This is a genomic window from Lederbergia citrisecunda, assembly GCF_018343695.1.
Lineage (GTDB): Bacteria > Bacillota > Bacilli > Bacillales > Bacillaceae_C > Lederbergia > Lederbergia citrisecunda.
Window position 1 is genome coordinate 51,680 of record NZ_JAGYPJ010000001.1, and the last position, 26,900, is coordinate 78,579.

A 26,900-nucleotide genomic window follows, 5' to 3' on the forward strand; every position below is an offset into this window, starting at 1 on the left:
GTTTTACGAGGAAAAGAGTTAGAGAATCTCTACCCATATAAAAACAGCTTCACTAAAGGAAGAGTATAAAGGCTCTAAGTACATCTCAAATCCGAATGTCCCTGCGTGTTCATACTCCGAGTCATTAATCCATTCGTACAATTCTCCATATGCACTTCCAGCATTATCTATGTCTCCATGATATTTTAAGATTGCATAAGTTCCTTTAGGAAATACATATGAAATCATATCAATTGGTAGTTCTGCTTCAAGGGATATATCCCTTATCCCGCTTGTCTTTTTTCGATTTCCACTTCCCCCCATAATGAGTTTTCTCCTAGCATATCTTCGTTTTCTTTATTCGCCTCCACCCGAAGATTTTCATACTTATTTCCTAAATCGCAAGCTTTTTTTCTTATTCCGATTAGTTCTATTTCACTATATGTGGTATTGATTTTCCTGATTTCTCCTATTATAAGTTCACTTATGATCATGATGATTTTCATTTATTAGGGGACTAGTACTTTCGTTGCGATTTAGTGAAGTAAGGAGGAATTCAAAGTCTTTTTACAGAATAATATTAATATTTAGGTAAATATGAATAAGATGAAAATTATGAGTTAGATAATAACCAATTTGATGAATGAGGGAGACTCTAAGTGAACCATTTGAATTCCAAGTAATTTCTTTATATAAAAAAATATATGCCTCAAACAGGGTACGTCCTTGATAATGGGGCTGGACCAGGGAAATATTCAATGGAACTTGCAAGAAATGGATATAAGCTAGTATAGCGGACTTTCCCCATAAATTAGTTGAAATTGCTAGAGATAAAGCAAAAGAACTTAATTTGAGAGACAAGTTGTAGCGTTCATACAGCGGATGCTAGAAAACTTAATATGATTAAAGAGTTTTTTGAAAAAATATGATTCATAACTACTTCTTTGAAACCATATCACGTGATTACAGTTGTACGAAATTTTTTTTGTCCGTTCAAAGGAACCCTGGCGAAGTGTAAAAATACATCACGAGGTTAACCGAGTCCTTGTTGCAGTGCGATAGGGTGAATTTCTAGTGGAATTTGACGGATTAAGTGCTGATTCGCATGTAAAGAAGGAAGGTGATCTTTTAGACGCAGCGTATAGCTTTAAGCTTCGAGCATAATGGCGGTCGCATAACATAGCTATTTGCAGGTAGGTGTCCCCTTCGGGGGTGCTCTCTGTAATTACAGTCGATGGGAAGGACCAAGGCAGCTTTTTAATGATACCCGCCTTGCAGGTCTTTCTCTTCAGGAAAGGAAACGAGATAGGGTTCCATGTCTTATTCAAAAAATATATATGGTAAAGGGGAGAAAATATATGTCAAGGAAAAGAAGGTATAGTTTTTATATTTCGTTGGTACTGGTATTGAGCCTGGTCGTAACACTTGGCATGCTGCCTTCCGCGCAGGCAGCTCCAGATGAGGACACTGTATTCTTAGAGGTCAGGCCAATCGCAACACCTGTGGCGGGTCATTTCCCAACAAGTCTGTACAAATACCCATTCAAGTCTAATTCAACTACGAATAACGGCTTCGACCAGACTCTCACTTGGAGCCCGGAGATAGAAAAAACCTTTTTGACCAATACCGAATACACGGTGACACTGAGGTTGTCTCCGAACAACCGTTGGTCAAGTGTTTTCCCGGGGAAGAGTAACAGCTTTAGCATCAATAACGTTGACATCAAACAAATTGCTGGGCTTCCCACCGAGGGAGTGAAGTCAAGTAGCTATGAATACGACAACGCCGACATGCTGATCCATATCACGTTTGAAGCGACAGGGTCTGATAAAGCAGCCCCAGACTTCCTGTTCTACGATGATTTTACGGGCGAGCGCAATGCCAACGGCCTCACGACCAGCTGGGTAAAGGGCCCGGATCAGAAACGTCAAGCAATGTCCTGGTGGAAGGACGACATGTCGTGGATCGACGAGGAAAACGGACAGCTTGTGCTTGCTTTCAAGAGAGATCCATCCCTCGCGTCTTCCCGCGATTCGGAATATGTAAAAAATAACTTTATAAGGTCGGGCGCCGTACGAACCCGCTCCAAAGACTACTCTGAGATTCCCTTTGAAAACGCGTACGGCTACTACGAGGCCAGCATCAAATTCCCGAAAGTCAACGCCATGTGGGGCGCGTTCTGGTTGATGGGCCCGACTAATACCACAAACCCTGCCGGCAGCATATACGGAACCGAAATAGACATCGTGGAGACCTCCTCCAGCGTTTTTGATAATGGTTTCAACTCTGCCTTACACTCTGGCGGATACGGTAGTCAGCACAAGGAAGTCTTTATGGGCAATGACGAAACCTCAACAGGCATCAACATTTACGACGGCGAATTCCATACCTTCGGGCTGGAGTGGTCGCCCACAGATTACATACTCTATGTGGACGACATTGAGGTAGCCAGCCACCGAAATCTTGACTCTCACTATTTTGATGAGGAAAATCCGGATAATAATTGGGATGGCCTGACTAAGCAGAACGAAGGCATAAACCAGAACCCGAACTATATCAAGTTGTCAGTTGAGGCCAGCGACTGGTCCGGCATGGGCATATATTATGACGGCCCTGAAGGACCTTTAGGTTTGACTGCTGACTACGGCGAGATGTACGTCGATTATGTGTACGTTTTGAATGGGCCGAAACCAGCTCACAAGATAGACAAGAGCGGATTGCAGGCGGCGTTCGAAGAGTATGATCACTTGAAGAAAGATGACTACACGGATGAAAGCTGGAATTCGTTCCAGAATGCTCTAGAAAAAGCGAAGGTCGTTTTGGATAATCCAAGTGCCACACAGGAAGAGGTCGATGTATCGGAACTTGATCTCAGGGAGGCTGTAAAAGGCTTGGTAGTAAGGATAGTCGTGACGAGCGTTACCCCTGGCAACGGCCAAACCGATATTAACTTTGGGATATGGTCGGCAAACGGCAAGGGCTATTCGGTATATATTTCCAAAACGGGTACGGATGGTTCATTTAAGTTGGCAGACGTTAATTTCAACAGTAAGGGCGCGCATGTCAAGGGCCTAACAAATGGGGAAACATATTACGCTTATATTGTCTACTCGGGAAATGGCATTGTTGAAAAGAGTAATATTATGATGCTGAAACCAAGCAAGTAGAGCGCAACGCAAACATATTGGCGGGCTTGGTTATAAAGATTCCAACTTAAAAAAACAAACGGAACATTGAAGAATAAATTTCACAAAAAAGCACATGAATTCGGACATTTTAGCTTGAATCACAAAGGAGACAAGCTAAAATGTTCTCGAACTGAAATGTTAGATTCTACAAAAAAACCGCTTGAAATATAGAGGAACCAGTTTGTAAAGAGTTTCTATTAACTATTTTAATTTGGGGAGGTTACGCTTTGAAAATAGTATTCAGAGGGCTTGCGATCCTGTTTATCGTTTGCCTGGTGTTGTCAAGCTCGTTGGATGTCGCAGGGTCGGATTTCAGCTCTGTGAAGACTCCAGGAAACGACATTGTATGGAATGGTGCGGATGATAGAGAAGTAGCAGCAGTTATTGATGTCGCTCAAAACGATACGCGCAAAAATGCTTCTGGCCCTAAAATAACATCCAATGCCCACAGTGCGGAATTTCCCGGTACCTACTTTATCTGGGATTCCAAACAATCGGACAATGGCCACTTAAAGGTTCATGCATCTGTATTCGATAAATTTGATAGCTTCATACTGACCGCGAAGACATCCAATTCATACTGGGATTTCGAAATCGCGATCCAGCCTGGCCAGGAAATGACCGAAGATGATTGCTTTGTGTTTTTTATTCCAAAGGTGAAGGAAGGCAAAAACATCAATATGGTATTTATTAGTGAGTTCAAACAAAAATCGCTTGTGTTACAGGAGCTTAACTATACGGAGAATCCTGTTGATATTCCGAATCCGGATAGGGGCTTTTACAGACCCCAATCATATGTAATTCCGGTTAACGGTGGAACTCCAAGTTTTCCTAACTTAAAGGCCACTATAACAGGTACCACGGTCCAGGTTGATGCTCGCATCGTTTATATGGAATTTGACCTTAGAAACTTTTCGTCGAACGCTCCTCTCAATGGAAGACCCATAGGACCCTGGAGTAAAGCTGGTGCTACTCCGCCAAATTATGGAACAACTCAACCTATAACACCCGCTGCACTTGATTATGTAAGGGCAGCACTTCAAAAAGTAAGAGATAGTGAAGCTGTTGCCATTGTGAAATTTAGTTATGACGGACAGGGCTATACTTATATTGATAGTGGAATTTATGACCAGGTCATTCATGATAGCGAACCAGGGGCGCCACAAGGTCGGGTTTGGTATGAAACAGGAGTTCGTGAGGAATCTGATTTGAGTGGAATACCCGGTCATGAGGAGAAAAACTGGGTACAATATCATCTTTGGCAGCTTGGGAATGTTTTCAGCGAATTCGAAGATAGCATAATGGTTGTTAAAGGGGGAATCTTTGGCCCATGGGGCGAAATGCACTCGTCATCATATGCCCGAACTCGGGAGGGTTACCACTGGCTTCTGAATGCGTTGCTGAACTATGTTCCCGATTCGCGTTCAATTTTAGTACATGCAGGCGGTGTGATGGCATGGCATAACGTTGAGTATGGTACCGATTATAGCTTTACTAATTTAATGCCGGCCCCGGAACGCGGAACACCGGCACAACGGTTCGGTATGTTTAACGATAGTTATGCGCATGGTGGGGAAGACGGAGAGTATGATGACTGGGGCTCGCTTTCCGAAGGATTTGCATTAATTGGAACTGGAGATTATGACGATTATGATCGTAACGCTGTTTTAAACTGGATTAGAAATCAAAATAATTTCTATGGCGGTGAAACAAATGAGCTCGATGAAGATGAGGAAGGTTATGAAGATAATATCTATCCCAAACTTCCGAGCGCTCTTTATGAAGCTGCTTATACCCAAACAACTCATTTAAATACGAGTTGGAACAGAGACACTTATAAACTTTGGGATGATTTTGTTTATAATGAAGCAAACGTCACCGCACCGTTTACGTCTCCACACGATGGAGTGACTCGAACGGCAATCTTTGATCCGGTATATGACGGCAGAAACGGAATGGAATATATGCGTGACAGATTGGGCTATCGGTTAGTGTTGCGTGAGGCTTATGCAAGTAAATGGGTAGTGCGGAATGGCACCCTGAGGTTCGAAGGAAAGATCCAAAACGTCGGCTTTGGTAATATAGTAAACAAGAAAAATGTTTCAGTCATTTTGAAAGCCAAAGATGGTTCTAACACTTACACGGCACTTACGAACCTTGAAGCAAGGGATTGGCGGCCTGATTTGGACAGTAGGGCAAGCAATACCGCTGCATACCGTGATTTGAACTTCTCAATTAAGATGAGCGAATTTGGTTCTGTGCCTGCCGGCGACTATGATATTTACTTGAAGATCAATGATCCTAAAGAAACTAGCACTAACAGGCGTAGTATCCAGTTTGCGAATCACGATATTTGGAATACTTCCCTTGGAGCAAACTTAATTGGTTCGACGACAGTCAAGTAGACAATAGGAAGAATGACGTTATTCTGCAAAAGGTTAAGGAGATTTGCAGTAAGTTTGGTGTTAAAGCCTATAATATTAGCAAAATTTACACAAAAAGAGTTCAATGGTGAACTCTTTTTGTGTTTGGAAATAGAATTAAATGATTACTCTCCTGAATACTTGTTTAACAATCGGGCCAAATTGTGTGTTAGCTTACTCTGATATTAAGTTGTAGACTCAACTGTTCAACAAATAATTACCTGAGAGAGAAAGCCAGAAAGCCATTGAACTTCATCAAAAACATTTGGGGAAAAATAGAATTGATGAGCTACTAAAAGGACCTGTTACAGAAGGCAATCTCTTAACTATATCAAACATTATTACTCAAAAAGCCAATTCATTGGGGAGGGGGAAGATGTACCCAAATATGTTTTTCTATGAAATTTAGGAAGAAGTGAAGGAAAAAACAAAAGCAAAAAACATGGAAGATCATAATATTGAAACCCCATAGGCTAGGGTCGCGACTTCATTCTTCTCAGGCAATCGAAAATATTGTGGACAGATCTTTTGACTGTAAAACAAAAGGCACAACTAGAAACTCTCACTAGTTGTACCTTTTAGTGCGGAAAACTTCCGATTGTCCTCTGCTAAGAACAGTCCCCGTGCTCCTACTTCGTTAATGAATGTCTTGAATGACTTTTTCTAGGAATTCACCCATTCGCTTAACGGCTGGCTCTGAAAAATCAAAACTTACCCCAGTTTCTTTATAAATAGCTGCGATGGACTGATTGTAGTCCGCACTTGCCCCTTTTTTAAAGGATTCGACAGCTTGCTCTGGGTTTTTTCGATAATTCTCAAGTAATTGTAGAGCACCAAGCATCGAGATGGAGTATTCAATATTATAGAAAGGAACTTCGAAATAATGAAGGGTACCTGCCCAACTCATCCCAATTTCCTCCTCAAACCCAGAAGTATCGACAGGGTTTAAGCCATAACGTTTTGAGATTTCAAAGTATTTTTCATCACGCTCTTTAGCAGTATGTTTAGGATTCGTATACATCCAATGCTGGAAGAGATCCCCTGACAATGGGCCGTATAACATTGTAAATGCCCGTCTTAGCTCTTCACGCTGTGCGCTCTTAAAATCTTCTTCATCTGGATAAAAACGATCCAGCTTATCCAATAAGAGCAATTCCATCCCATGTGAATACAGTTCAGCAATTTCCATTCTGTGCTGGTAGTCTTCCATAGGACCGTGTTCTGAAAACTCGAGGTACCCATTCACTGCATGGCCCATTTCATGAATTAATGCGATCAGAGAGAAAAAGGATGGACTAAAGTTCGCAAAGACAAATGTATCCCCTGAAACAGGTAAGGAGGTACAGAAACCACCTGGGCTTTTTCCTTTCCGATCCCCAAGATCTAGTAACCCATGCTCTCTCATATAATCGAAACGGTCTGCAAAATATGGGTCGGTCTTCCCTAATATCTCAGAAACGCCATCCATAAGAGTAGACACCTCGGAGTATGGTGGGTTTTTCATCAATTTAGCCGTGTTATCCCAAGGGCGATATGTATCGACACCAAGCTTGGACTTAAAAACATCTGCGAGTCGATTCCAAGCCGGAATAATATGTTTTTCTACATTTTCATGAAAGTCATAACAATCTTGAACACTATACTCACGATTTTTGACCACAAACATATAATCGCGATAATTTTCAAAGCCTGCATTTACAGCGATTTGATGGCGTAGTTGAACGAGCTCGTCCATGATGGCATCCATATCGGGCTTAATTTGACGATGGGCTGACATCATCGCGTGATAAGCTTTTTCTCGCACGGCTCTGTCTAGATGATCCAGTTGGGATTGGATAAATGGAAAAGGCTTTTCCTCCCCCTCCCATTCAACGGTTAACCCTCCCATAATTTCACTATACTTCGTACAGAGTTCTTGTTCTTTTACCATTAATGGAATGTTTTCTTCTCTGAACAATTTAACCTTGGACTCGCGAACGCGTCGCATTAAGCCGTAGCGGTTATCATCTAATTGATTTAAATAAGGAGACTCACAGAATTTCTCATTCAGTTTTGCTTCATATTTCATTAAAAGTGGTTGGATGACTTGCTGATCGTGAAGATAAGTTGACTTGATGTCCGCATCCTCTGTGTTTCGGTAGAAGTCGACTTGGTGACCTGTCATCGCTTCAGTGATTTTAATCATTAAATTCTTTTCATCTTTTAACCACTTTTCTAGGTCAGAAACGGATTCGATTGGAACATCTAGTAAACTTCGAATTTGAGCTTCGACCTCTTTTACATCTTGTAAATCAATTAATTCTTTATAATAATTATGACCTATATCTTGTGTCATGGATAATAACTCTCCTTCCCCTTTAAATTATTATAATTATCTCAATAATAATAATATAATTTCCTAGTTATCAAATCTAGCTTTTTCAAAAGGATCAACAATTAATTCTTTAAAGGAAGATGATAGAATCTGCTTTTTTAACGGGATAAAGCTTTAAAAAGCGAGTGTAAACTCACCAATCACCCCATGTGTTGCCACATACACTAGGGCATGATGAGTGCGTGGCGCAATTAGTTTTGTAATTGTAATCCAATAATAAACTTTACCCAGTAAAAATAAACATCTCTCAATTCGACCCTGATTTCGAGAAAATGAACTCCTCCGATTTCCGGGTCTTTTTCCTATTATCCCTTACCCTGTCTGTCTTTTCTCGATTTTCTCTTCCTTCCATTTTCGGTAAACTTTATTTTAACTCCCAAAAAAATGTAAAAAAAAAGCGTTAAAATAGTTTACATATACTGACTTTTATGTTAGATTACTCAATATTAAATTTGACAAAGGGAGGTGCAAGCAATGTTAACTGTTTTTAGAATTCTATTTGGTAAAAACGTAAAAATTGGTGATGGTTTAGCAGACAAAGGGAGTAGTCTGTCCTTTTTTATGCTCTACAACCATACAAAAACAGTTATCGGAGCTTTGCCTCTATGGCAAATAAATTACAAAGCAATGACTTAGAGTCCTTGTTAATTTATTTGTGCATATGTTTAAAAGGTCAGCACCGATAATTCTATCGGTGCTTTTTTTGCATTAATTTAAACTAAAGGGATAGACAACTCCTTTCTATTTACTCTTATAAAACTAGAGAGTCATATGGAAGGATGAGATAGATGGAATTTAAACAAAACAATAAGTATAGAAGAATAAAAGAATTCTTAAGGGAACATAATTACCCTAATTTTAGAATGAAACAAATATTGAATGCCATATTTAAAGAAAGAATACCTAAATTCAACGAAATTAATGTACTTCCAAAATCATTAAGAGAAGTTTTGGTTAAGGAATTTGGAGAGACTATTTTAGATATTGTTCCTTTAAAGGAACAATATTCTGAGCAAGTCACTAAAGTCTTATTTGAAATTTCGGGGAATGAAAGGATAGAAACGGTAAATATGAAATATAAAGCTGGGTGGGAATCATTTTGTATTTCTTCTCAGTGCGGATGTAATTTTGGGTGTAAATTTTGTGCAACAGGTGACATTGGATTAAAAAGAAATTTGACTTCAGATGAAATTACTGACCAAATTCTCCACTTTTACTTACTAGGTCATTCAATTGATAGTATTTCTTTTATGGGGATGGGAGAAGCGTTATCCAATGTACACGTTTTTGATGCTATAGATGATCTCACTGATCCTATGCTGTTTGCTTTAAGTCCTCGTAGGATATCTATTTCAACTATTGGTATTATACCAAGTATAAAAAAAATGACTTTGAATTATCCGCAAGTCAATTTGACGTTTTCATTACATTCTCCTTTTAATGAACAACGAAGTAAGTTGATGCCGATTAATGATAGGTATCCATTAATAGATGTAATGGACACATTAGATGAGCATATACGAATAACATCAAGAAAAGTATATATTGCTTATATTTTGTTGCCTGGTGTGAATGATTCCATTGACCATGCTAAAGAAGTAGTAAGTCTATTAAAAGGTCGATATAAAGAAGGAAGTTTATATCATGTAAATTTAATCAGATATAACCCAACTATCAGTTCTCCTTTAAGTTTCGGTGAAGTTGATGAAGGTAGTGTTGGTAATTTTTACAAAAAATTAAAATCATCAGGTATTAATGTGACCATTAGAAGTCAATTTGGAGTTGATATAGATGCTGCTTGTGGTCAATTGTATGGAAATTATCAAAAGAGCAACAAGCAGTAATTTCAGGCGAAGATGATGCTATATTGTATTCCATAAAAAAAATTGTTAATATAAAAATACAATTATGAGAGGACTGATGGATGGACAATGATTAACTAATCTAAATTTTTATTTGAAATGAATAACTTCAAACTACAAAATATAGGGTTAGTCTATCCATTTTTATAAATCAGTTTATACTTTATTTGTCATGATTCCAATGGCAAAAAAGAACTTATTTAATATAAGAGAAAGACTAATCCTTCCAATTACACATTGGGAGGATTTTTATTCTCCCATAGATAAGCTGGATATTTTTTCATTTGTAACTTTAATAGAATAAATAAAGGAGTGAGAGAAATGAGCAATTCAGACACTATTGTTACGCATGTAATACTCCGTATAAGTCGTTAATATCCATCAAACTTATACGGAGAAATTAGAATAGATGGATGTGCCGACTTTGTATAAAAAAGTAAAAGTGTTGATATACAAAGGAGGAATTATCATGTCAATGATACAAGTTCAAGACTTAACTTTTTCTTATCCAGGTAGCTTTGATAATATTTTTGAAGGTGTAAACTTTAAAATAGATACAGATTGGAAACTTGGATTTATCGGTAGAAATGGACGAGGTAAAACAACATTCTTTAATTTATTATTAGGGAATTATGAGTATAGTGGAAAAATCATTTCTTCGGAAGAATTTAATTATTTCCCTTATCCAGTTTCGGATAAAAATAAGTATACTCATGAAATCTTTGAAGAAATTTGCCCCCAAGCAGAAGATTGGGAATATCTTCGTGAAATATCCTATCTAAATGTTGATGCCGAGGTCATGTACCGACCATTTAAAACATTATCAAATGGAGAACAAACAAAGGTGTTGCTTGCTGCACTTTTTTTGAATGAGGGTCAATTTCTATTAATTGATGAGCCAACTAATCATCTAGACACAGATGCACGAAAGATAGTCTCTGATTATCTTAGGAAAAAAAAGGGGTTTATTTTAATTTCACATGACAGAATCTTTTTAGATGGATGCGTTGACCATATCTTATCTATAAATAGAGCAAATATTGAAGTTCAAAGTGGTAACTATTCTTCTTGGAAGTTAAATTTTGATAGACAGCAGGAACACGAAGAGGCAACAAATCAGCGTCTACAAAAAGACATAGGGAGATTAAAACAGTCTTCAAAGCGTTCAACAGGTTGGTCTAATCAAGTGGAAGACTCCAAAAATGGGACAACGAATTCGGGTTCGAAGTTGGACAAGGGTTTTGTAGGACATAAAGCGGAAAAGATGATGAAGAGAGCAAAGAACCTTGAATCAAGGCAACAGAAAGCTATTGAGGAAAAGTCAAAACTGCTGAAAAATGTGGAAAAAACCGAGTCATTAAAATTAGAACCATTGGAATTTCAGTCAAATGAATTGATCTGTTTGGCTGATGTGTCTGTTAAGTACGCTGAACATATAGTGAATAAGCCGATTAGCTTTAAAGTTGAACAAGGTGACCGAATTGTACTTGATGGAAAGAATGGAAGTGGAAAAAGTAGTATCCTAAAATTAATTCTAGGAAATCCCATCCAACATACAGGTACAATGAATTTAGGTTCAGGCCTCATTATTTCCTATGTTCAACAAGATACTTCTCATTTGAAGGGGCTATTATCGGACTTTATTGAAATGCATGAGATTGATGAAACGTTATTTAAATCCATCCTACGTAAGATGGATTTTGACCGTATTCAATTTGAGAAAGATATATCTCATTATTCTGGTGGACAAAAGAAAAAGCTGCTTATAGCCAAAAGTTTATGTGAAAAAGCTCATTTATATATTTGGGATGAACCGTTAAATTTTATTGATATTTATTCACGCATGCAGATTGAAGAACTTATTCAAAGATTTAATCCCACAATGGTTATTGTTGAGCATGATAAGGTATTTCAACAAACAGTTGCAACAAAAACTATATCTATGTAGTTAAATATGAAGAATAAAAGATGTAATTAGTAAATCAGATAATTAAACTATATGGTACTTTAGTTAAAGAACGTAGCTAAAATGATCAAACTTTTTTATGAAAACTAACATAAATCTGTTAGAGAAGAATTCATTTTGATCAATCTTGATATGCTCATATGCTCCCCATTAGGTAGACAGATTAAAAAATAAAATCTGTTTATCTAAGGGGTGTATTTTATATGGCTCGAATTAAATATTCTAAAGCTGAGAAATTAGCCATTCTACACCTTTATGGTTCCAGTCTTTTTCATTATTGTCTCAATCCCTTGTCCTTCCTGGCTTTTCACGTTATTTCAGAAGACTTTATTTTAAAATGTGAAAAAATGCGGAAACCTGGACAATATGTCTATACCTGTGTGTCTCAAATCACCTCATCTTACCCGATTTTCTTTGCACTTTTTATTTGTTAATATTAAAATGTATAATGATTAAAATTTACTATCGTTTGATAAAAAGTGCTTAAGCACGGCATAAGTGTAATAAAGGCAGGGAAATCCTTGCTTTTTATTTTTGGGGACATGGGCTTGCCTAGGTGTCCAATAATGAGAGGATTTGAATTTGATTATGATAGATAATTTTTGGCGTGATTTACCACGACCTTTTTTTATACTGGCACCAATGGAAGAAGTGACGGATGTTGTTTTCCGCCATGTAGTGAGTGAAGCGGCTAGACCTGATGTGTTTTTTACAGAGTTTACTAATACGGAGAGTTATTGTCACCCACAGGGGATCCAGAGTGTGCGTGGGCGTTTGACTTTTACAGAGGATGAACAACCAATTGTAGCCCATATATGGGGGGATAAGCCTGAATACTTTCGGCAAATGAGTATTGGTATGGCGAAACTAGGCTTTCGGGGTATAGATATCAATATGGGCTGCCCTGTACCTAATGTGGCACAGCATGGGAAGGGAAGCGGTCTTATCCTCCGTCCAGAAGTTGCTGCAGATTTAATACAAGCAGCAAAAGCAGGAGGATTACCCGTAAGTGTAAAAACAAGGCTTGGTTACACGGATGTAGACGAATGGCAGGATTGGCTGACACACATATTGAAACAAGACATTGCCAATCTATCCATTCATCTGCGTACAAGGAAGGAAATGAGCAAAGTGGATGCTCATTGGGAGCTAATCCCGGAGATTAAGAAACTTCGTGACAAGGTGGCACCAGATACACTTTTGACGATCAATGGGGATATTCCTGACCGCCAAACTGGCTTGAAACTTGTTGATCAATATGGTGTTGATGGGGTTATGATTGGGCGTGGTATTTTCAATAATCCATTTGCCTTTGAAAAAGAACCGAAAGATCATAGCAGTAAGGAATTGCTTGATCTCTTAAGGTTGCATCTGGATCTCCATGATAAATACTCAAAATTAGAGCTACGTCCGTTTAAGGCTCTTCATCGCTTTTTTAAGATATATGTCAAAGGATTTCGAGGGGCGAGTCAATTAAGAAATCAATTAATGAGCACAGAGTCAACAGATGAAGTGCGTGCGATGCTCGATAATTTTGGGTCAAAGAATCTCGATGAAATTGGGGAACAGTAGAAGAGTCCTCATTAAAAAAGTAGGCAACTACCCCATTGGGAGTTGCCTATTTACTTTTTTGATATCCAATTTACGATAAGGTAGTATTAGATTAATCAATTGGTCACTACCTTTGGTGGGACAGAGGCTTGACACTATTATTTTTATGGAGGTCTATTATGGATAATAACGATATATTAATTCGATTGAGATATGCGCTTGAGATTAAAAATAAAGAAATGGCAGAGATCTTTAAACTTGGGGGAGCGGGCGTAACAGTGCCAGAAGTAATAAAGATTCTCACAAAGTCAGACGAGTATGATGCCGAAAGTGACGATCAAATAAAATGTAATAACAGTATGTTAGATTCATTTTTAAATGGTTTGATTATTTATAAAAGAGGAAAACAAGAGCCCAAACTAGGGCAGTCTGATACGCCAGAACCATCTTTAAAGAAAAGTGCAAATGTTAATAATCTCCTGTTAAAAAAGGTAAAAATTGCATTAGCATTAACGACTGAGGATATGCTGGAAATATTCGAAAATGCAGGAATCACAGTTACAAAAGGGGAGCTAGGCGCTTTATTAAGAAAAGAAGGGCATAAGAACTATAAAGAGTGCGGAGATAAATATGCCAGGAATTTCTTAAAAGGATTGGCGATCAAATACAGGGGATAAGCCTTAATACAGGTGATGACATGATACATGCCTACTTAGGTGAGACAATACGTTTTGATATCAAGTACAAAAATCGTACCTCCATAGGAGTTACAATAGATAGTTATGGAATTGTTAAGGTTCACGCTCCGAAAGGGACATCTGATGATAGAGTGCTTCAATTACTAGAAGAAAAATGGGATCTTATACAGCAAAAATTAAAAGAAATGAAGGATAGGCTGCTGGGACCTGAGAAAAAGGTCTATGAGTATGGTGAGAGTTTTCTTTATTTAGGAAACAATTATCCCATTCAGATCTTCCAAGATATAAATATAACGCAAGAACATGTAGTGTTTGAAGACGGTAAGCTCCTTATATATGTAAAGCAGCCAGACACTGAAAAAATAAAAAAAGCTTTGAAACGATTTTATTACCAGCAGTGTAAGGCATTAGTGGAAAAGAGCATTTTCTCCTATCAAAGCAACTTCAAAACAAAACCACGTTCTATTCGTATTTCGGATAGTAAAACGACTTGGGGAACCTGTGATTCAAAGCTGCAGTTAACATTTAATTGGCGACTAGCAATGGCACCACTTGAGGTCATTGACTATGTAGTCGTTCATGAAATGTGCCATATGGTTCATCTGAATCACGACCGATCCTTCTGGCGCCTTGTTGGAAAAATAATGCCAGATTATAAGGAAAAGGAAAACTGGCTGTCTTTATCAAGCTGGAAAATGACTATATAGTAATCCCTAAACCTATTTCGAGTGCAAGTTTAACAAAAAAGACGAAAAATATACCTTTTTTAGGCAGTAGCTCTTGCGAGGTTGGATATAATCCATTTTCTATTACCTAAAAGTAGTTATTGAAAATCCGATTAGAAGTGCTATAATAACAATATTCTACAATTCTATAGTATTCACTCATATAATCGCAGGGATAGGGTCTGCAAGTTTCTACCGATTTGCCGTAAACAAATCGACTATGGGTGGCAAATGATTGGAAAAAATAAGGTTATGTGAAAATCTTGTTTTTTTCCTATTTCTTTTAGATTCAAACTCGAAGACTTTGCTACCCTGCATTTAAAAAGGGGCATATCGTCTGCGAGTTTTTTTTGTATTTTATATCAGTTAGCTGGAAGGGGACAACATTGTGAAGGCATTACAGGAGAAAATTGTTTCAGAAGGAAAAGTCTTGTCAGATACCGTGTTAAAAGTGGATTCGTTCTTAAATCATCAAATAGATCCGAATTTAATGAAGGAAATTGGCGAGGAATTTGCCGTTCGTTTTCAGGAAGCTGGTGTTACAAAAATTATTACAATCGAGTCGTCCGGTATTGCTCCAGCAACGATGGCGGGACTTTTGATGAAGGTCCCCGTTGTATTTGCTCGGAAAAGGAAGTCATTAACGCTATCAGAAAATCTTTATACTGCTAAAGTACACTCTTTTACAAAAAAAGAAACAAATGAAATTTCAATTTCCGGTGATTATATTCAACAAGATGACGTTGTGTTGATTATTGATGACTTTTTGGCAAATGGACAAGCTGTTTTAGGTTTACTGGAAATGATTGAGCAGGCAGGAGCAAAACTTGCGGGAGTTGGAATTGTCATAGAAAAAGGTTTCCAATCAGGTGGTCAATTGATTCGTGATCGCGGAATTCGGGTTGAATCACTTGCCAATATTGCCTCCTTGCAAAATGGAAAAGTCGAATTTATGGAGGAGTGTTCCATCTAATGAAAAATGCACTGAAGTCCACCACATTGGGAATCCAGCATCTTTTGGCTATGTACGCGGGTGCTATTCTCGTGCCATTAATTATCGGAAAATCTTTGGGATTTGATCATAAACAATTAACGTATCTTGTGTCGATTGATATTTTAATGTGTGGAGTTGCAACACTTTTACAAATCATGAGTAACCGATTTGTCGGAATAGGCCTCCCAGTTGTGCTTGGCTGTACTTTTACTGCGGTAGGTCCGATTATGAAAATTGGTGAGGAATTTGGTATTTCTGCTATTTATGGTTCCATCATTGCCTCTGGCTTGATCATTATGTTGATTGCTGGTTTTTTTGGCAAATTGATCAAATTTTTTCCACCCGTTGTAACAGGTTCCGTTGTGACCATTATTGGTATTACCCTTATTCCAGTAGCGATCAATAATATGGGCGGTGGCCAAGATGCAGCAGACTTTGGGTCATTGTCGAATATTATATTAGCTTTTGGGACCTTACTAACGATTATCTTAATCTTCCGTTTTTCCACTGGCTTTATTCGGGCCATCTCCATATTACTCGGTCTTGGTGTTGGAACAATTGCTGCCAGTATCATGGGTAAGGTTGATTTAATGCCAGTTCAGGATGCAGCAGTTGCACAAATCGTAAGACCATTTTATTTTGGATATCCGACATTTGAATGGTCAGCCATCCTTACAATGACAATCGTTGGGATGGTATCTTTGGTAGAATCAACGGGTGTTTATTTTGCCTTGAGTGATATTTGTGATAAGAAGTTGAAGAAAGAAGATTTGGCAAAAGGCTATCGTGCAGAAGGGCTAGCCTCCGTCATTGGCGGTCTTTTCAATGCCTTTCCATATACAACATTTTCGCAAAATGTCGGTTTGATTCAAATGTCAGGTGTTCGGTCTCGAAAAGTGATTTTGATTACGGGTTCCATGCTAATCGCCCTTGGATTCCTGCCTAAAATTGCAGCATTCACAACCATTATTCCAACATCTGTCTTAGGGGGAGCAATGATGGCGATGTTTGGGATGGTCGTTTCTCAAGGGATTAAAATGCTAAGTAAAACTATTTCCGATTCGCAAGAAAACTCGATGATTATTGCTTGTTCTGTCGGTCTAGGTCTTGGTGTTACGGTTGCACCTAACTTATTTTCAGCACTTCCATCAGGACTGCAAATATTGACAAGTAATGGTATTGTTGCAGGCAGTGTAACGGCCATTGCGCTTAATATTATATTTAATATGTTGCCAAATAGGAAAAGGCAGGAAACCGTTGTTGTATCGAAGCAAAGTGCTTAACAGATAAAAACATGTCCTATTTAGCTTGCGGGGATTAATTACGTAGGCTAAATAGGACTCTTTATTTTCCATTTTTATGACTATCATAGTGATAACTGATGTTATATGGACTAAATTTTTATTAAACTCCAATTGGATATATTTTCTCATAACAGGTTAACCTTTTATTTGTCAAAAAACTATTAAACTGAGGGAAATCTACTCTACAATGATTTCTGTAGCAATCAACTCGACTGATTTATATATATCTTCATCACCTTGAATTAAAATATTTACATTCTGCCCAACTTTTAAATCAGAAGCAGAATCTACCTTCCCATTTATATTGGTGTTTTCATTAATTGTTATATCGTACATAGGATATAGAGCAGTGGGATCACCTGCATCTTCTCCAACACGAATGGTTGTTGGATCAATAATTTCTAAAATTTTGCCTTCGAAGTCAAATTCTTTTCCTCCGCAACCTGTGATAAAAAGCAAATTCAAGAATGCACCTAAGATAATTAGTTTTTTTATCACTTTTACTCCTCCTAAAAAACATAATCCAATAGATGCTAATAAAACTTTTCGCATAATAGTAATCTACTGTTTGTTAATTAGCAACAATAAACAAAATACAAATTTCAACAAAAAATCATGGTTTAAGTTTGCTGATATTCATTTCGATTCAGAACCTAATTTATTTAACAGATGAACAAAGCTATAATAGGATTAAATAATCTGGAAATTCAGGGAAAAATATACAATGCAGCAAGTTGTTTATCTACAGAGTTATGTGTACAAGAAAATAGAGATTTACAGCCATTACAGGTAGTTCTGCATTTAGAGACAGGTATACAAGTTTTGATTCACCATATCTACGTCCTTTTCGAAAGGATGGATAGAATAATAGAGAATTTAGCTACAAAGAGAATGTTAAAAGGGGGAAACGCATTTATGATCTCAGCAAAAATAGATCCCATATCAAGAACTACGATAAGAGAAAAAGACGTGGAATCTATCGTTGATTGGTTCGATCAGCATAAACAATCGTTCTATATACTTGGTTGGTCCTATCTTAGGAATCAACAGCAAATGGAAGAGCTTTTTTATCAGTCCATTATAAAAGTGCACAAGGAATTACCTCGATTTAAACGAGAAACGTCATTCGAAAAGTGGGTAACGTCTATTTTCCTACATATCTGCCGTGAACTTTCTGATGATAAAAGTTTACAAGTTTCTGAGGAAGGTGAACTACGTCAGGACTTATTTAAAGCACTCGATCAGTTGAAAGAGTATGAGAAAAAAGCGGTGCTTCTTACATATGTAATAGGAATTTCTCGAGAGGAAGCGGCACAGCTTCTCCAAGTTTCAGTGGAAAAGATGAAAGAACTTTTGTTTTGCGGAATTCAGTCATTTAGAAAAGAAATGGGCTACGAGACATCCATTAATGGCTGTAAGGAGTATCACAAGAATTACATCGATTACTTAGAAAGAACACTGGAACGGTCAAAAAAGGTTGATTTCGAGGTGCATATTTATCATTGCCAAGATTGTCAGGAGGAATTAGGTGCCTTTCAAGATGTCATGTTAAATCTTACTGAAAGGTTGGAGGATTTCTATGTGCCATCTTGTTTCATGGAGAATGTTAAAGATAGGCTTGCAGAAAAGGAAAATCACAGACAACAGAGGACCAAGAATCGTAAAAGAATAGGATATGTTTTTGCAAGTGTTTTAGCGTTATTAATAGGTATAGAAGTTTTTACAGGGTCTTTTTCCGACCGCTACTATGCATGGACAGAAGAAGATCAGCAATTGCGTGCCTTTCTACAACACGGCTTAGGTGAAAGGCTGAACCTAGAAGCGGAAAGCAATGGGATAAAAATTAAGATCAAAAGTGTGATTGCTGATGATATACAAACACTTGTTTTTTATGAAATAGAAGATAAAGCTAAAGAAAACCAATATGCGATGAATTATGATGATGGGGTTTTTGCGGAGAACAAATATGAAATCATGAGTCGTGACACTTCTCCAATGTACTATCCTCCTGACCTTAAATCCGATCTAAATAATAAAGAAAAGAACGTATATCATGGAAAGCTTAGTCTATTGCCACTGAAAATGGATAACGGGACAATAAAACTTAAGATCACAAAGCTTCAGAAACTGATTCGTAATTCCTCTGTCCAGGAGAGTTATATGGCTTACAAAAACATGGCATATGAAACTGGAGAGTGGAACTTCGAGATCCCTGTAACGAAATATCTCTCTATCGAATATCAATTGGATGAAGAAATAGAAGTCGAGGGGGTCCAAGTTCGATTTGATAAACTAACGATTGCTCCTACAACGACGATTCTACATTATTCTTTAGATTATGAACAGCCAGAGAAGAGGATAGATGAGCTTGCTTTTGACAGTCTAAAAGTGAACAATAAAAAAGTGAAGGCATATATGTATAGCAACTTATATCGAAATAATAATTGGTTTTCTTTTCAAACAAAATTTGATCCACTTTTTGTAGAAAAACCAAAAGAGGTTAATGTTCAATTCGAATCTGTTTCTTTATCGGTTGATGAACAAAAAAACATTGAACTGGATGTTTCTAGAGGATACCCTCAAACATTTGAATATGCAGGCAGTACAATCTCCATCGACAGGGTGGAAGTTGGACAGCCGACCCAAGTTGTCTTTAGTAATCAGGAAATTGAGAATAGAGCATATGATTGGATTCACTTCAATATTGTGAGTGAGGATGAAAGTATCATTAGTTCAAGGGATACGAATTCTGAAGGTGTACTTGTCGATAAAAACGGAATTGAATACGATTTAGATAAAAACCCTTACGCATATGATGAAATCGAGCAGCCTCGTTATTTCTTTACAGTTCAAAATGTAGCGTTACACAGTAACGACGCAGAAGAGGCAGTAATTCCTAAAAGATTAGAGATTTATGGATATAATACAATAAAATATTTTGATGATGTTGTGAAGATATCTTTGAAATAACATTAATCGCTACAGGTTATGTCCCAAATATTTTTCGATAAATTTAAGAGAGGTATTTCATTTTATCTAAGCTTGAATCTTAATTTTATTACTAACGTATATAAACTATATATAACTTATCCATAATGTATTAAACTATTGAAAACAGAAAAAAATGAGGTGATTTCTTTGTGGTGGATTATTGGGATCATGGTTTGTTCAATTCCAATACTTGGAATCATAACGGACCATTTGCGTTCTAGTGCAAATATCAAAGGTAAATTCATTCAAGACCAATTAGAATTGGAAAAAATGAAACATCAGAATTATTTGCTGGAGACGGAAAAATTAAAACTAGAATTAGAGCGCATGCAATTAGAGAGTTCAAAAGAAGAAGTCTTTAAAGTATAGTGAAAAATAGCCAAACTAACGAAACCTGCAAATATTTAAACAAAAATTTAATTTATAGCGTTAGAAAGGCCTCTCCCGAAAAGGAGAGGCCTTTTGCAGATTAATCAATTGTGGAGCAAAAAACTCCTGACATTTTTATTAAACTCCTGTCGAAAAATCCTTGCCTTTGTGAAAGTGGTAAAAAATTATCAGTGAAGAGATAAACAAATGTTACTTACCTTTTTTTCTTTTTTGAATTATCTACAATAAGTGTATTTTTTTTCACCTTTTCAAAAATAACTTGAACATGAAATTTTTTTTCATCAATACTTTCAACACTTGAAACTTTACCTTTACGACCTTTAATAGTTATATCCTCACCGACGGATGGAACACGTTTAAGCAGCTGATTTAATAAAACATTTTTGTTTTCTAAAAAATAAACAACAAACATTTTGGCCTCACCTCTTTCATATGGTAGGTGTTACATAAAAAGGACAAATTGTATCCTTCTAATAAAATATATGATTACAGTTAGATTTAGACCAAAAGATTAGTATAATACTATTGGAAAATGATAAAAGCTTCATACTTGGAATTTGATTTTGTAGGTTAATCAACAGGAAGGAATTTCGACTTTATCATAATCTATTATTTTTACAAAAATGCACTCGTAAGGTAAAATCATTCAAGATCAGTTGGAATTGGAAAAATGAAACATAAGAAATTATTTGCTGGAGACAGAAATATAGAAGTTAGAATTGGTACGTATCACAATTAGTGCATTCAATAGAAGAAGTCTCTAAAGTGTTAAAAATAGCCAAACTAAGCTTACTACCTTGTAGAAAGTGAGTTAAGAAGGTCACAGGGGGAATAATTCCCATAGAATTCTAGCAAGTAATTTACTGATTCAAGATGATAGCGCGTGGTAATATAAATATTGAAAGAAGGCAACTAACCTTTGGGAGTTGCCTTTTAACTTTTCGTCTGAGATTCATGTTTTGTACAAAAGGGTAGAAGAATAAGTTCAGAGACAGTGAGAGACTAGGGGCTACTCATAATTAGGTCTCCTTTTTTCAGCAACATAGAAATCTCTTACTTAGACTTATGATATTTTTTCTAAAGTTTAATTTAGTTTTATTGGAACAAAGCAGACTATCATGTAGTAAACGACAAGGGGAAGTAAATGACAACAACGAAGACATATATCAAAGAATGGCAGCAAGCTCTGCAACAAGAGATTAATCACTTAAAAAAGTTTGGCGGAAGCCGCTATTCTGTCATAAATGGAAGGCTGTTATCAAACGAAGGTCCTTATAGCTATTATTTTGATACAGCCATCTCATTAAGGATACCAGTTGGTTCCTCCATAAAATTGGAATGGGGAACGATGAAAAGCAGTGGAAAGGTGCTTTCCTCTGAAGGCAGGGGGATCATTCTTGCATTAGAACAAAGCTTTGGCGACCTCATTCCAGATGCGTATCTGCTGCATGACCCTTGGGAATTACTTGAACAATTAATAGAGCGCTTGGATGAAATCAAAAAAAACAAACAAAAACGGCTGAGAGTGAAGAGATTGATGAATCCTTCCATGGAAACGAAGCATCCTGAGGAAAAGATCAAGAGTAATGTCCATGAATTGGTTTTGCGGTCCAAATACAATCCAGTTACGTTCGTCTGGGGGCCTCCGGGTACGGGGAAAACATACAGCTTAGCCAGAACAGCAGCTAATAAATATTTTCAGAAGAAGAAAGTATTGATTTTGTCGCATAGCAATCAAGCTGTCGATGTATTGATGGGGGAACTGACTGAGTTTATTAAAAAGAAAAAAAGATTTCGAGAAGGGGATGTGCTCCGCTACGGTGGGATTAACGGGGAAACTCTATCAGCTCATCAAGAAATTACAACAAATCTGATGATTGAAAAGCAGGACCCTCTCCTTGCCAACGATAGAGAGAGACTAGTTGAGGAAAGGCGCTACTTAAAGCAAGACTTGGCTCAATCTTTCAGTAAACGAGACTCCGATCTTCTGCTGGAACTAGAAACCAAGATTGCCAGAATACTAGAAAAGGTGCGTAAGAAAGAAGTTCAATTAGTAAAAGATGCGTTCATTGTTGGCACGACACTTGCGAAAGCAGCTAGTGACAGCGCTGTTTATGAACTTGATTATGATCTCGTCATCCTCGATGAAGCAAGTATGGCCTATGTACCACAGACAGCTTTTGCTGCAACTTTGGGAAAGAGAGTCATTATTTGCGGTGACTTCAAGCAGTTGCCTCCGATTGCAACAAGCCGTGACCCGCTTGTAGCCAAATGGCTGAAAGAGGATGTGTTCCATAAGGCTGGAGTGGTGGAAGGGTTGAATGATGAGAAACTTCACCCTCAACTATTTTTATTAAAAGAACAGCGGAGGATGCACCCTGATATATCAGCTTTTACCAATCAGTACATCTATCATTCACTCGTTGGAAATCACGAAAGTGTCTATAAAAGCAGGAATAGCATCACAAGCCTTGCTCCTTTTAAAGATAGAGCTTCTGTGCTCTTGGATACTAGTTTCACAGGTCTACATTGTATAAGTGATAAAACAACCAATTCCAGATTCAATCTATGGCAGCTGCTTCTTTCTTTTCAATTGATTCATGAAGCAACATTAAGTGGAGCTAAATCGATCGGATATGTAACACCATACCGTGCTCAGGCGAATCTAATGGAGCTGCTTCTTGAGGAGATATATGAGAAAGAGCGCAGTCAAGCGGATATTATTGCGGCCACTGTCCACCGATTCCAGGGAAGTGAAAGGGATATGATGATATTTGATACCGTCGATAGTGCTCCGCAAAATCGGGCTGGTATGCTAATAACCGGCAAGGAAAGCGAACGTTTGATTAATGTAGCCATTACAAGAACGAAAGGAAAATTTCTTCACGTCAGTAACAGGAATTTTATCGAAAAGCACAAGTATTCGGGAAAAACGCTGCGGCATCTTGTTAACCATCAGGTTAGGAACAAACAAACGGTCACAACAAAAGAAATTGGTTCTTGGATTCAAAACCAACACCCAAAATTAAGATGGATTCATGCGCGAAAGGTGGAAGCTGTTTTTCAAGATATGAGCTCGGCAAAGTCATCGATTACGATCACCTTGCCAGAAGGAAGCAAGTTATCTGATGAATGGACTAAACAGTTACTAAATAGAGGAAAACGAATAAAATTGACCATTATTTCGAATCAAAAGTGGAGTGAGTGCGATGACTGGATGGACGAAAGCTTTCCATTTCCGTTTGTGATCATTGACGCGAAAGTTTTGTGGTTAGGACTTCCGCTCGAAGGAGCTAGAGGAGTCCAGCCCCCTTATGTAGCCGCTAGGCTTAATTCGAGTAGAGTGTGTGAATACTTGTTAAAACAGATTTAGTTAATCTGTAATACGTTTAGTAATGTTAATGTGTCTTTATTGACTAGCTCAAATTTAACAAAAAAGACTAAAACCGCCCCTGAGTTAGCGTCTCTGTGCTCCGCCGGAAACAAACCAGCCTTAAAATGGGTTTGCTTGTACAATGGGAGTGGAGAATTACGATATAACGGAGTCTAAAATTATTGAAAATGGCGGCAAGGTTGCTATGCCTAAATATGCTCTACCTGGAATGGCGTGGCAAGGATACTATATTGATACCGAAGGCAATATATTTGGAATTCATCAACCCGATGAGTATGCTAAATAGAAACTATAATAATTGAATATAAAATAGTTCTTTTTTTGCACAATCAATTGGATTGAGTGATTCGGATTGAAGCTACCTTCAATGAATTGTCAGCAAACATTCCAGATACAAAAATTTACCAATTCATTATTTACAAAAAAGTGAAACGGTGAGATAATAAGGAAAATTTCGGAGGAGGAAAGTAAGTTTATGGAACCAACTAATTGCTAATATTAATTGATTTTGAAAATTAATATGAATTTTATGAAGAGGAAATTTACCTATTTACGTTAGGTTTATTTGTTATGCTCTTTATGAATAAGGCAATTTAGAAGGTAACTTACTTTACTAATATCGAGATGATAATTTATTGGATATTTCAGGGTTTCATTTGAAGTATTCCGCAGATTTTATACAAGAGGCATGATTGTGCTTTTTTAGCATGCACATTTTTGTGTAGACTTCTTTTAATAAATTATTTTCGCTGATTATAGACTGTAAGAAGAAACTATCTTCTTACGGTCTTTTTTATTTCAAAAAAATAGTAAAGATTGTCTTCTTAACCCTTTCCATAAAAGGCGTAACTACATTATGGATGAAAGAAGGGAATTTCATGAAGGAACTGAAATTAATCGGCGTTAAAAAATATATGGATGCCACACTTGTGGTTAAAAATGTTTCCTTTGAAGCTTATGAAGGAGAGAAGGTTGGAATCATTGGTGCAAACGGAAGTGGAAAGAGTACGATTCTTAAACTAATTGCAGGAATAGAACCGATGAATTATTATCCCGGTTATCCGCAAACCTCTAGCCCTGGATATGATGAAGGTCTAATTAACCCGTCAAAAGCAGCGACTAAGGCTTACCTCGAACAATCGCCAGTGTATCCCGAACACTTAAAAGTAATTGATGTGCTTAACCTGGCCTTTGAGGAGATTGATCGCATGGAAAAACAAATGCGTGAATTAGAAGAGCAAATGAGGTCATTGGAAGATAATGCCCTGGATAAAGCATTAAAAAAATACAGTGATCTCGTTCAATTATTCGAAGTAAAAGGTGGATACGAAAGGGAAGAAAAGATAAGCAAGGTTTGTACAGGTCTTCATTTTGATGAGAGCTTTTTAAACAGGGATTTTGATTTATTAAGTGGTGGGGAAAAAACGACAGTCGTGCTTGGAAAGCTCCTGATTCATACTCCGGATATATTGCTGCTGGATGAACCGACGAATCATTTAGATATGGAATCAATTGAGTGGCTCGAGGGATATCTAAAAAACTATAGGGGAATTGTCCTGATTGTCTCTCATGATAGATATTTTTTAGATAATGTCGTGACTAAAATTGTGGAAATTGAGGATATGGAATCGAAATCTTACAAGGGAAACTACTCCTCTTTTGTACATCAAAAGGAAGAAAATATGCGGATTCAATATGAGCATTATAGGGAGCAACAAAAAAAGATCAATAGCATGGAAAAGACCGTAATGAGCCTGAGAGAATGGGCGATGAGGGCTGATAATAACAAGTTCTTTAGAAGAGCTGCCAGTATACAAAAAAAGCTCGATAAATTGGATCGGATCGATAAACCAGTTTTTGAAAGACGGAATATGAAACTGGATTTAAAAGCTGCAGGTCGGAGTGGAAATGAAACCATTAAGGCGATCGATCTTTCAAAAAACTATGATGATAAAATTATTTTTAAGGATACAAATGTAATGATTACTTTTGGTGAGAGAGTGGGATTGCTCGGTCCTAATGGAAGCGGGAAAACCACTTTCCTTAAGATGCTTTTAGGTGAAGAGCGACCTGATAATGGTGTGGTGGAACTTGGCGCTAATGTTAAGGTTGCATATTTGCCCCAAAAAATAACGTTTAATAATGAAGAACACACGGTGCTGGAATCTTTTAGAGATGACATTTTGATAGTGGAGGGGAAAGCAAGGGAATATCTTTCAAAATTCATGTTTTATAAAAGTAGTGTCTTCAAAAAAATAAAGCATTTATCAGGTGGAGAGAGGATCAGGCTAAAGCTAGCTATACTGCTATTTCAAGATATCAATTTATTAATACTTGATGAGCCTACAAATCATCTTGATATTGATTCAATTGAAACGCTTGAGGAAGCTTTAGAAGACTTTAAAGGGACAATATTCTTCATCTCTCACGATAGATATTTTATCAATAAAATAGGTGAAAGAGTGGTCGTTATTGAGGACCATTCCTTAAAGAGCTATCTTGGCAATTACGATTATTATAAAAGTGAAAAAGAGAAAGTAGTTCTTCAGGATAGGAAGTAGCCTTTTATAAAAACTGAAAAAGTAAAAACACAAAGAAATACCTCTGAAGATTCAAAGAAAGAAGTAACAAAAGCTAGAGCACTGGCGAGAATTGAAAATCTTGAAAATGAAATAAATGAGATAGATTTAACTATGGCTGAAAATCATCTTAATTATGAAGAGCTCAGTAAGCTATATGGCAGGAAAATTGAGTTAAATAAAGAACTAGATTCATTAATGGACTTATGGTTAAAATTGGAAAATAATTAAAGAATTTATCAAACTCACCTAATGTATTTCTTTTAGTAAGAAATGATATTAAAGCTAATAGAGTTTATAGTAATGAGGAGCGTCTAGCTTCTCTCTTTTTTTTTGTTTGTCTCGTAAAAAATGACTTGGTAAAGTTAATCATTGCAACATCATTTTTTTCCGCCATGATATTCCTAGCTATCCATTCGTGTGGTACATTATTAAAATAAGAAATGTGATGTCCCGAGAAGGTCCCCATTGTCTACAGTTTA

Annotated in this window: 20 protein-coding genes, 1 pseudogene and 1 riboswitch; of the genes and pseudogenes, 16 read left to right on the forward strand and 5 right to left on the reverse strand. The window is 37.1% G+C overall.

The genetic code is table 11. The features are described 5' to 3' along the window. Positions 1 to 18 precede the first annotated feature (18 nt). Together KHA93_RS00250 and KHA93_RS00255 are read right to left on the reverse strand one after the other, a co-directional pair. Complete coding sequence (locus tag KHA93_RS00250; protein ID WP_213108881.1) at positions 19 to 303, reverse strand: GyrI-like domain-containing protein; 285 nt, start codon at positions 301 to 303, stop codon at positions 19 to 21. Beyond that, the gene (locus KHA93_RS00255; protein ID WP_213108882.1) at positions 264 to 485 is read right to left on the reverse strand and encodes a hypothetical protein; all 222 of its coding nucleotides are present in this window, start codon (positions 483 to 485) and stop codon (positions 264 to 266) included. The genes KHA93_RS00250 and KHA93_RS00255 overlap by 40 nt, the downstream gene beginning before the upstream one ends. An 852-nt stretch (positions 486 to 1,337) precedes the next feature. Here KHA93_RS00255 and KHA93_RS00260 point away from each other — a divergent pair. Both KHA93_RS00260 and KHA93_RS00265 read left to right on the forward strand, forming a co-directional pair. Then, a complete protein-coding gene (locus tag KHA93_RS00260) occupies positions 1,338 to 3,146 on the forward strand; it encodes a family 16 glycosylhydrolase (protein WP_213108883.1) in 1,809 nt (602 codons plus the stop codon). A 248-nt stretch (positions 3,147 to 3,394) separates the two neighbouring features. Beyond that, positions 3,395 to 5,572 carry a DUF4832 domain-containing protein gene (locus KHA93_RS00265; RefSeq protein ID WP_213108884.1) on the forward strand — a complete coding sequence of 726 codons (2,178 nt, stop codon included), beginning with the start codon at positions 3,395 to 3,397 and terminating at the stop codon, positions 5,570 to 5,572. Positions 5,573 to 6,227: 655 nt separating this feature from the next. Here KHA93_RS00265 and KHA93_RS00270 read toward each other — a convergent pair. Then, positions 6,228 to 7,925 carry a M3 family oligoendopeptidase gene (locus tag KHA93_RS00270; protein WP_213108885.1) on the reverse strand — a complete coding sequence of 566 codons (1,698 nt, stop codon included), beginning with the start codon at positions 7,923 to 7,925 and terminating at the stop codon, positions 6,228 to 6,230. Positions 7,926 to 8,438: 513 nt separating this feature from the next. Here KHA93_RS00270 and KHA93_RS00275 point away from each other — a divergent pair. The 8 genes from KHA93_RS00275 (at position 8,439) to KHA93_RS00310 (ending at position 17,043) form a co-directional block, all read left to right on the forward strand. Further along, a complete protein-coding gene (locus KHA93_RS00275) occupies positions 8,439 to 8,600 on the forward strand; it encodes a hypothetical protein (protein ID WP_213108886.1) in 162 nt (53 codons plus the stop codon). Positions 8,601 to 8,752: 152 nt separating this feature from the next. Further along, positions 8,753 to 9,808, forward strand: a complete 1,056-nt coding sequence (locus tag KHA93_RS00280) for a Cfr family 23S rRNA (adenine(2503)-C(8))-methyltransferase (protein ID WP_213108887.1) — start codon at positions 8,753 to 8,755, stop codon at positions 9,806 to 9,808. Between the two features lie 487 nt (positions 9,809 to 10,295). Then, positions 10,296 to 11,774 (forward strand): Lsa family ABC-F type ribosomal protection protein, encoded by a 1,479-nt coding sequence (locus KHA93_RS00285; protein WP_213108888.1) that lies wholly within the window; start codon positions 10,296 to 10,298, stop codon positions 11,772 to 11,774. Between the two features lie 606 nt (positions 11,775 to 12,380). After that, on the forward strand, positions 12,381 to 13,364 hold the full coding sequence (locus KHA93_RS00290) for a tRNA dihydrouridine synthase (protein WP_213112704.1): 984 nt from the start codon (positions 12,381 to 12,383) through the stop codon (positions 13,362 to 13,364). 158 nt (positions 13,365 to 13,522) lie between these two features. Beyond that, positions 13,523 to 14,020, forward strand: coding sequence for a YehS family protein (locus tag KHA93_RS00295; protein WP_213108889.1), 498 nt, complete (start codon positions 13,523 to 13,525; stop codon positions 14,018 to 14,020). Positions 14,021 to 14,040: 20 nt separating this feature from the next. Next, a complete protein-coding gene (locus KHA93_RS00300; protein WP_213108890.1) occupies positions 14,041 to 14,748 on the forward strand; it encodes a M48 family metallopeptidase in 708 nt (235 codons plus the stop codon). 157 nt (positions 14,749 to 14,905) lie between these two features. Then, positions 14,906 to 15,007, forward strand: a riboswitch (purine riboswitch). A 147-nt stretch (positions 15,008 to 15,154) separates the two neighbouring features. Beyond that, positions 15,155 to 15,739 (forward strand): xanthine phosphoribosyltransferase, encoded by a 585-nt coding sequence (locus tag KHA93_RS00305; protein WP_213108891.1) that lies wholly within the window; start codon positions 15,155 to 15,157, stop codon positions 15,737 to 15,739. Further along, on the forward strand, positions 15,739 to 17,043 hold the full coding sequence (locus tag KHA93_RS00310) for a nucleobase:cation symporter-2 family protein (protein WP_213108892.1): 1,305 nt from the start codon (positions 15,739 to 15,741) through the stop codon (positions 17,041 to 17,043). The genes KHA93_RS00305 and KHA93_RS00310 overlap by 1 nt, the downstream gene beginning before the upstream one ends. Before the next feature lie 198 nt (positions 17,044 to 17,241). On the opposite strand, the gene KHA93_RS00315 is transcribed toward KHA93_RS00310, so the two are convergent. Continuing rightward, complete coding sequence (locus tag KHA93_RS00315; protein ID WP_213108893.1) at positions 17,242 to 17,562, reverse strand: hypothetical protein; 321 nt, start codon at positions 17,560 to 17,562, stop codon at positions 17,242 to 17,244. Positions 17,563 to 17,979: 417 nt separating this feature from the next. Here KHA93_RS00315 and KHA93_RS00320 point away from each other — a divergent pair, with 417 nt between their 5' ends. Together KHA93_RS00320 and KHA93_RS00325 are read left to right on the forward strand one after the other, a co-directional pair. Beyond that, entirely contained in the window at positions 17,980 to 20,034 is a 2,055-nt protein-coding gene (locus KHA93_RS00320) for a DUF4179 domain-containing protein (protein ID WP_213108894.1), read from the forward strand. Positions 20,035 to 20,202: 168 nt separating this feature from the next. Beyond that, on the forward strand, positions 20,203 to 20,424 hold the full coding sequence (locus tag KHA93_RS00325) for a hypothetical protein (RefSeq protein ID WP_233710996.1): 222 nt from the start codon (positions 20,203 to 20,205) through the stop codon (positions 20,422 to 20,424). 214 nt (positions 20,425 to 20,638) lie between these two features. Here the strand turns inward: KHA93_RS00325 and KHA93_RS00330 are convergent, their stop codons facing one another. Next, on the reverse strand, positions 20,639 to 20,857 hold the full coding sequence (locus KHA93_RS00330) for a hypothetical protein (protein WP_213108895.1): 219 nt from the start codon (positions 20,855 to 20,857) through the stop codon (positions 20,639 to 20,641). Between the two features lie 732 nt (positions 20,858 to 21,589). On the opposite strand from KHA93_RS00330, the gene KHA93_RS00335 reads away from it, so the two are divergent. The 4 genes and pseudogenes from KHA93_RS00335 (at position 21,590) to KHA93_RS23025 (ending at position 26,649) form a co-directional block, all read left to right on the forward strand. Next, positions 21,590 to 23,818, forward strand: a complete 2,229-nt coding sequence (locus tag KHA93_RS00335; RefSeq protein WP_213108896.1) for an AAA domain-containing protein — start codon at positions 21,590 to 21,592, stop codon at positions 23,816 to 23,818. Between the two features lie 100 nt (positions 23,819 to 23,918). Then, positions 23,919 to 24,125 (forward strand): annotated as a pseudogene (locus KHA93_RS00340) (VOC family protein); the annotation flags it as partial. 592 nt (positions 24,126 to 24,717) lie between these two features. Further along, positions 24,718 to 26,400 carry a ribosomal protection-like ABC-F family protein gene (abc-f, locus tag KHA93_RS00345; RefSeq protein ID WP_233710997.1) on the forward strand — a complete coding sequence of 561 codons (1,683 nt, stop codon included), beginning with the start codon at positions 24,718 to 24,720 and terminating at the stop codon, positions 26,398 to 26,400. Between the two features lie 90 nt (positions 26,401 to 26,490). Further along, positions 26,491 to 26,649: a hypothetical protein gene (locus tag KHA93_RS23025; RefSeq protein WP_349772333.1), complete on the forward strand. Its 159-nt coding sequence runs from the start codon at positions 26,491 to 26,493 to the stop codon at positions 26,647 to 26,649. Positions 26,650 to 26,900: the final 251 nt, after the last annotated feature.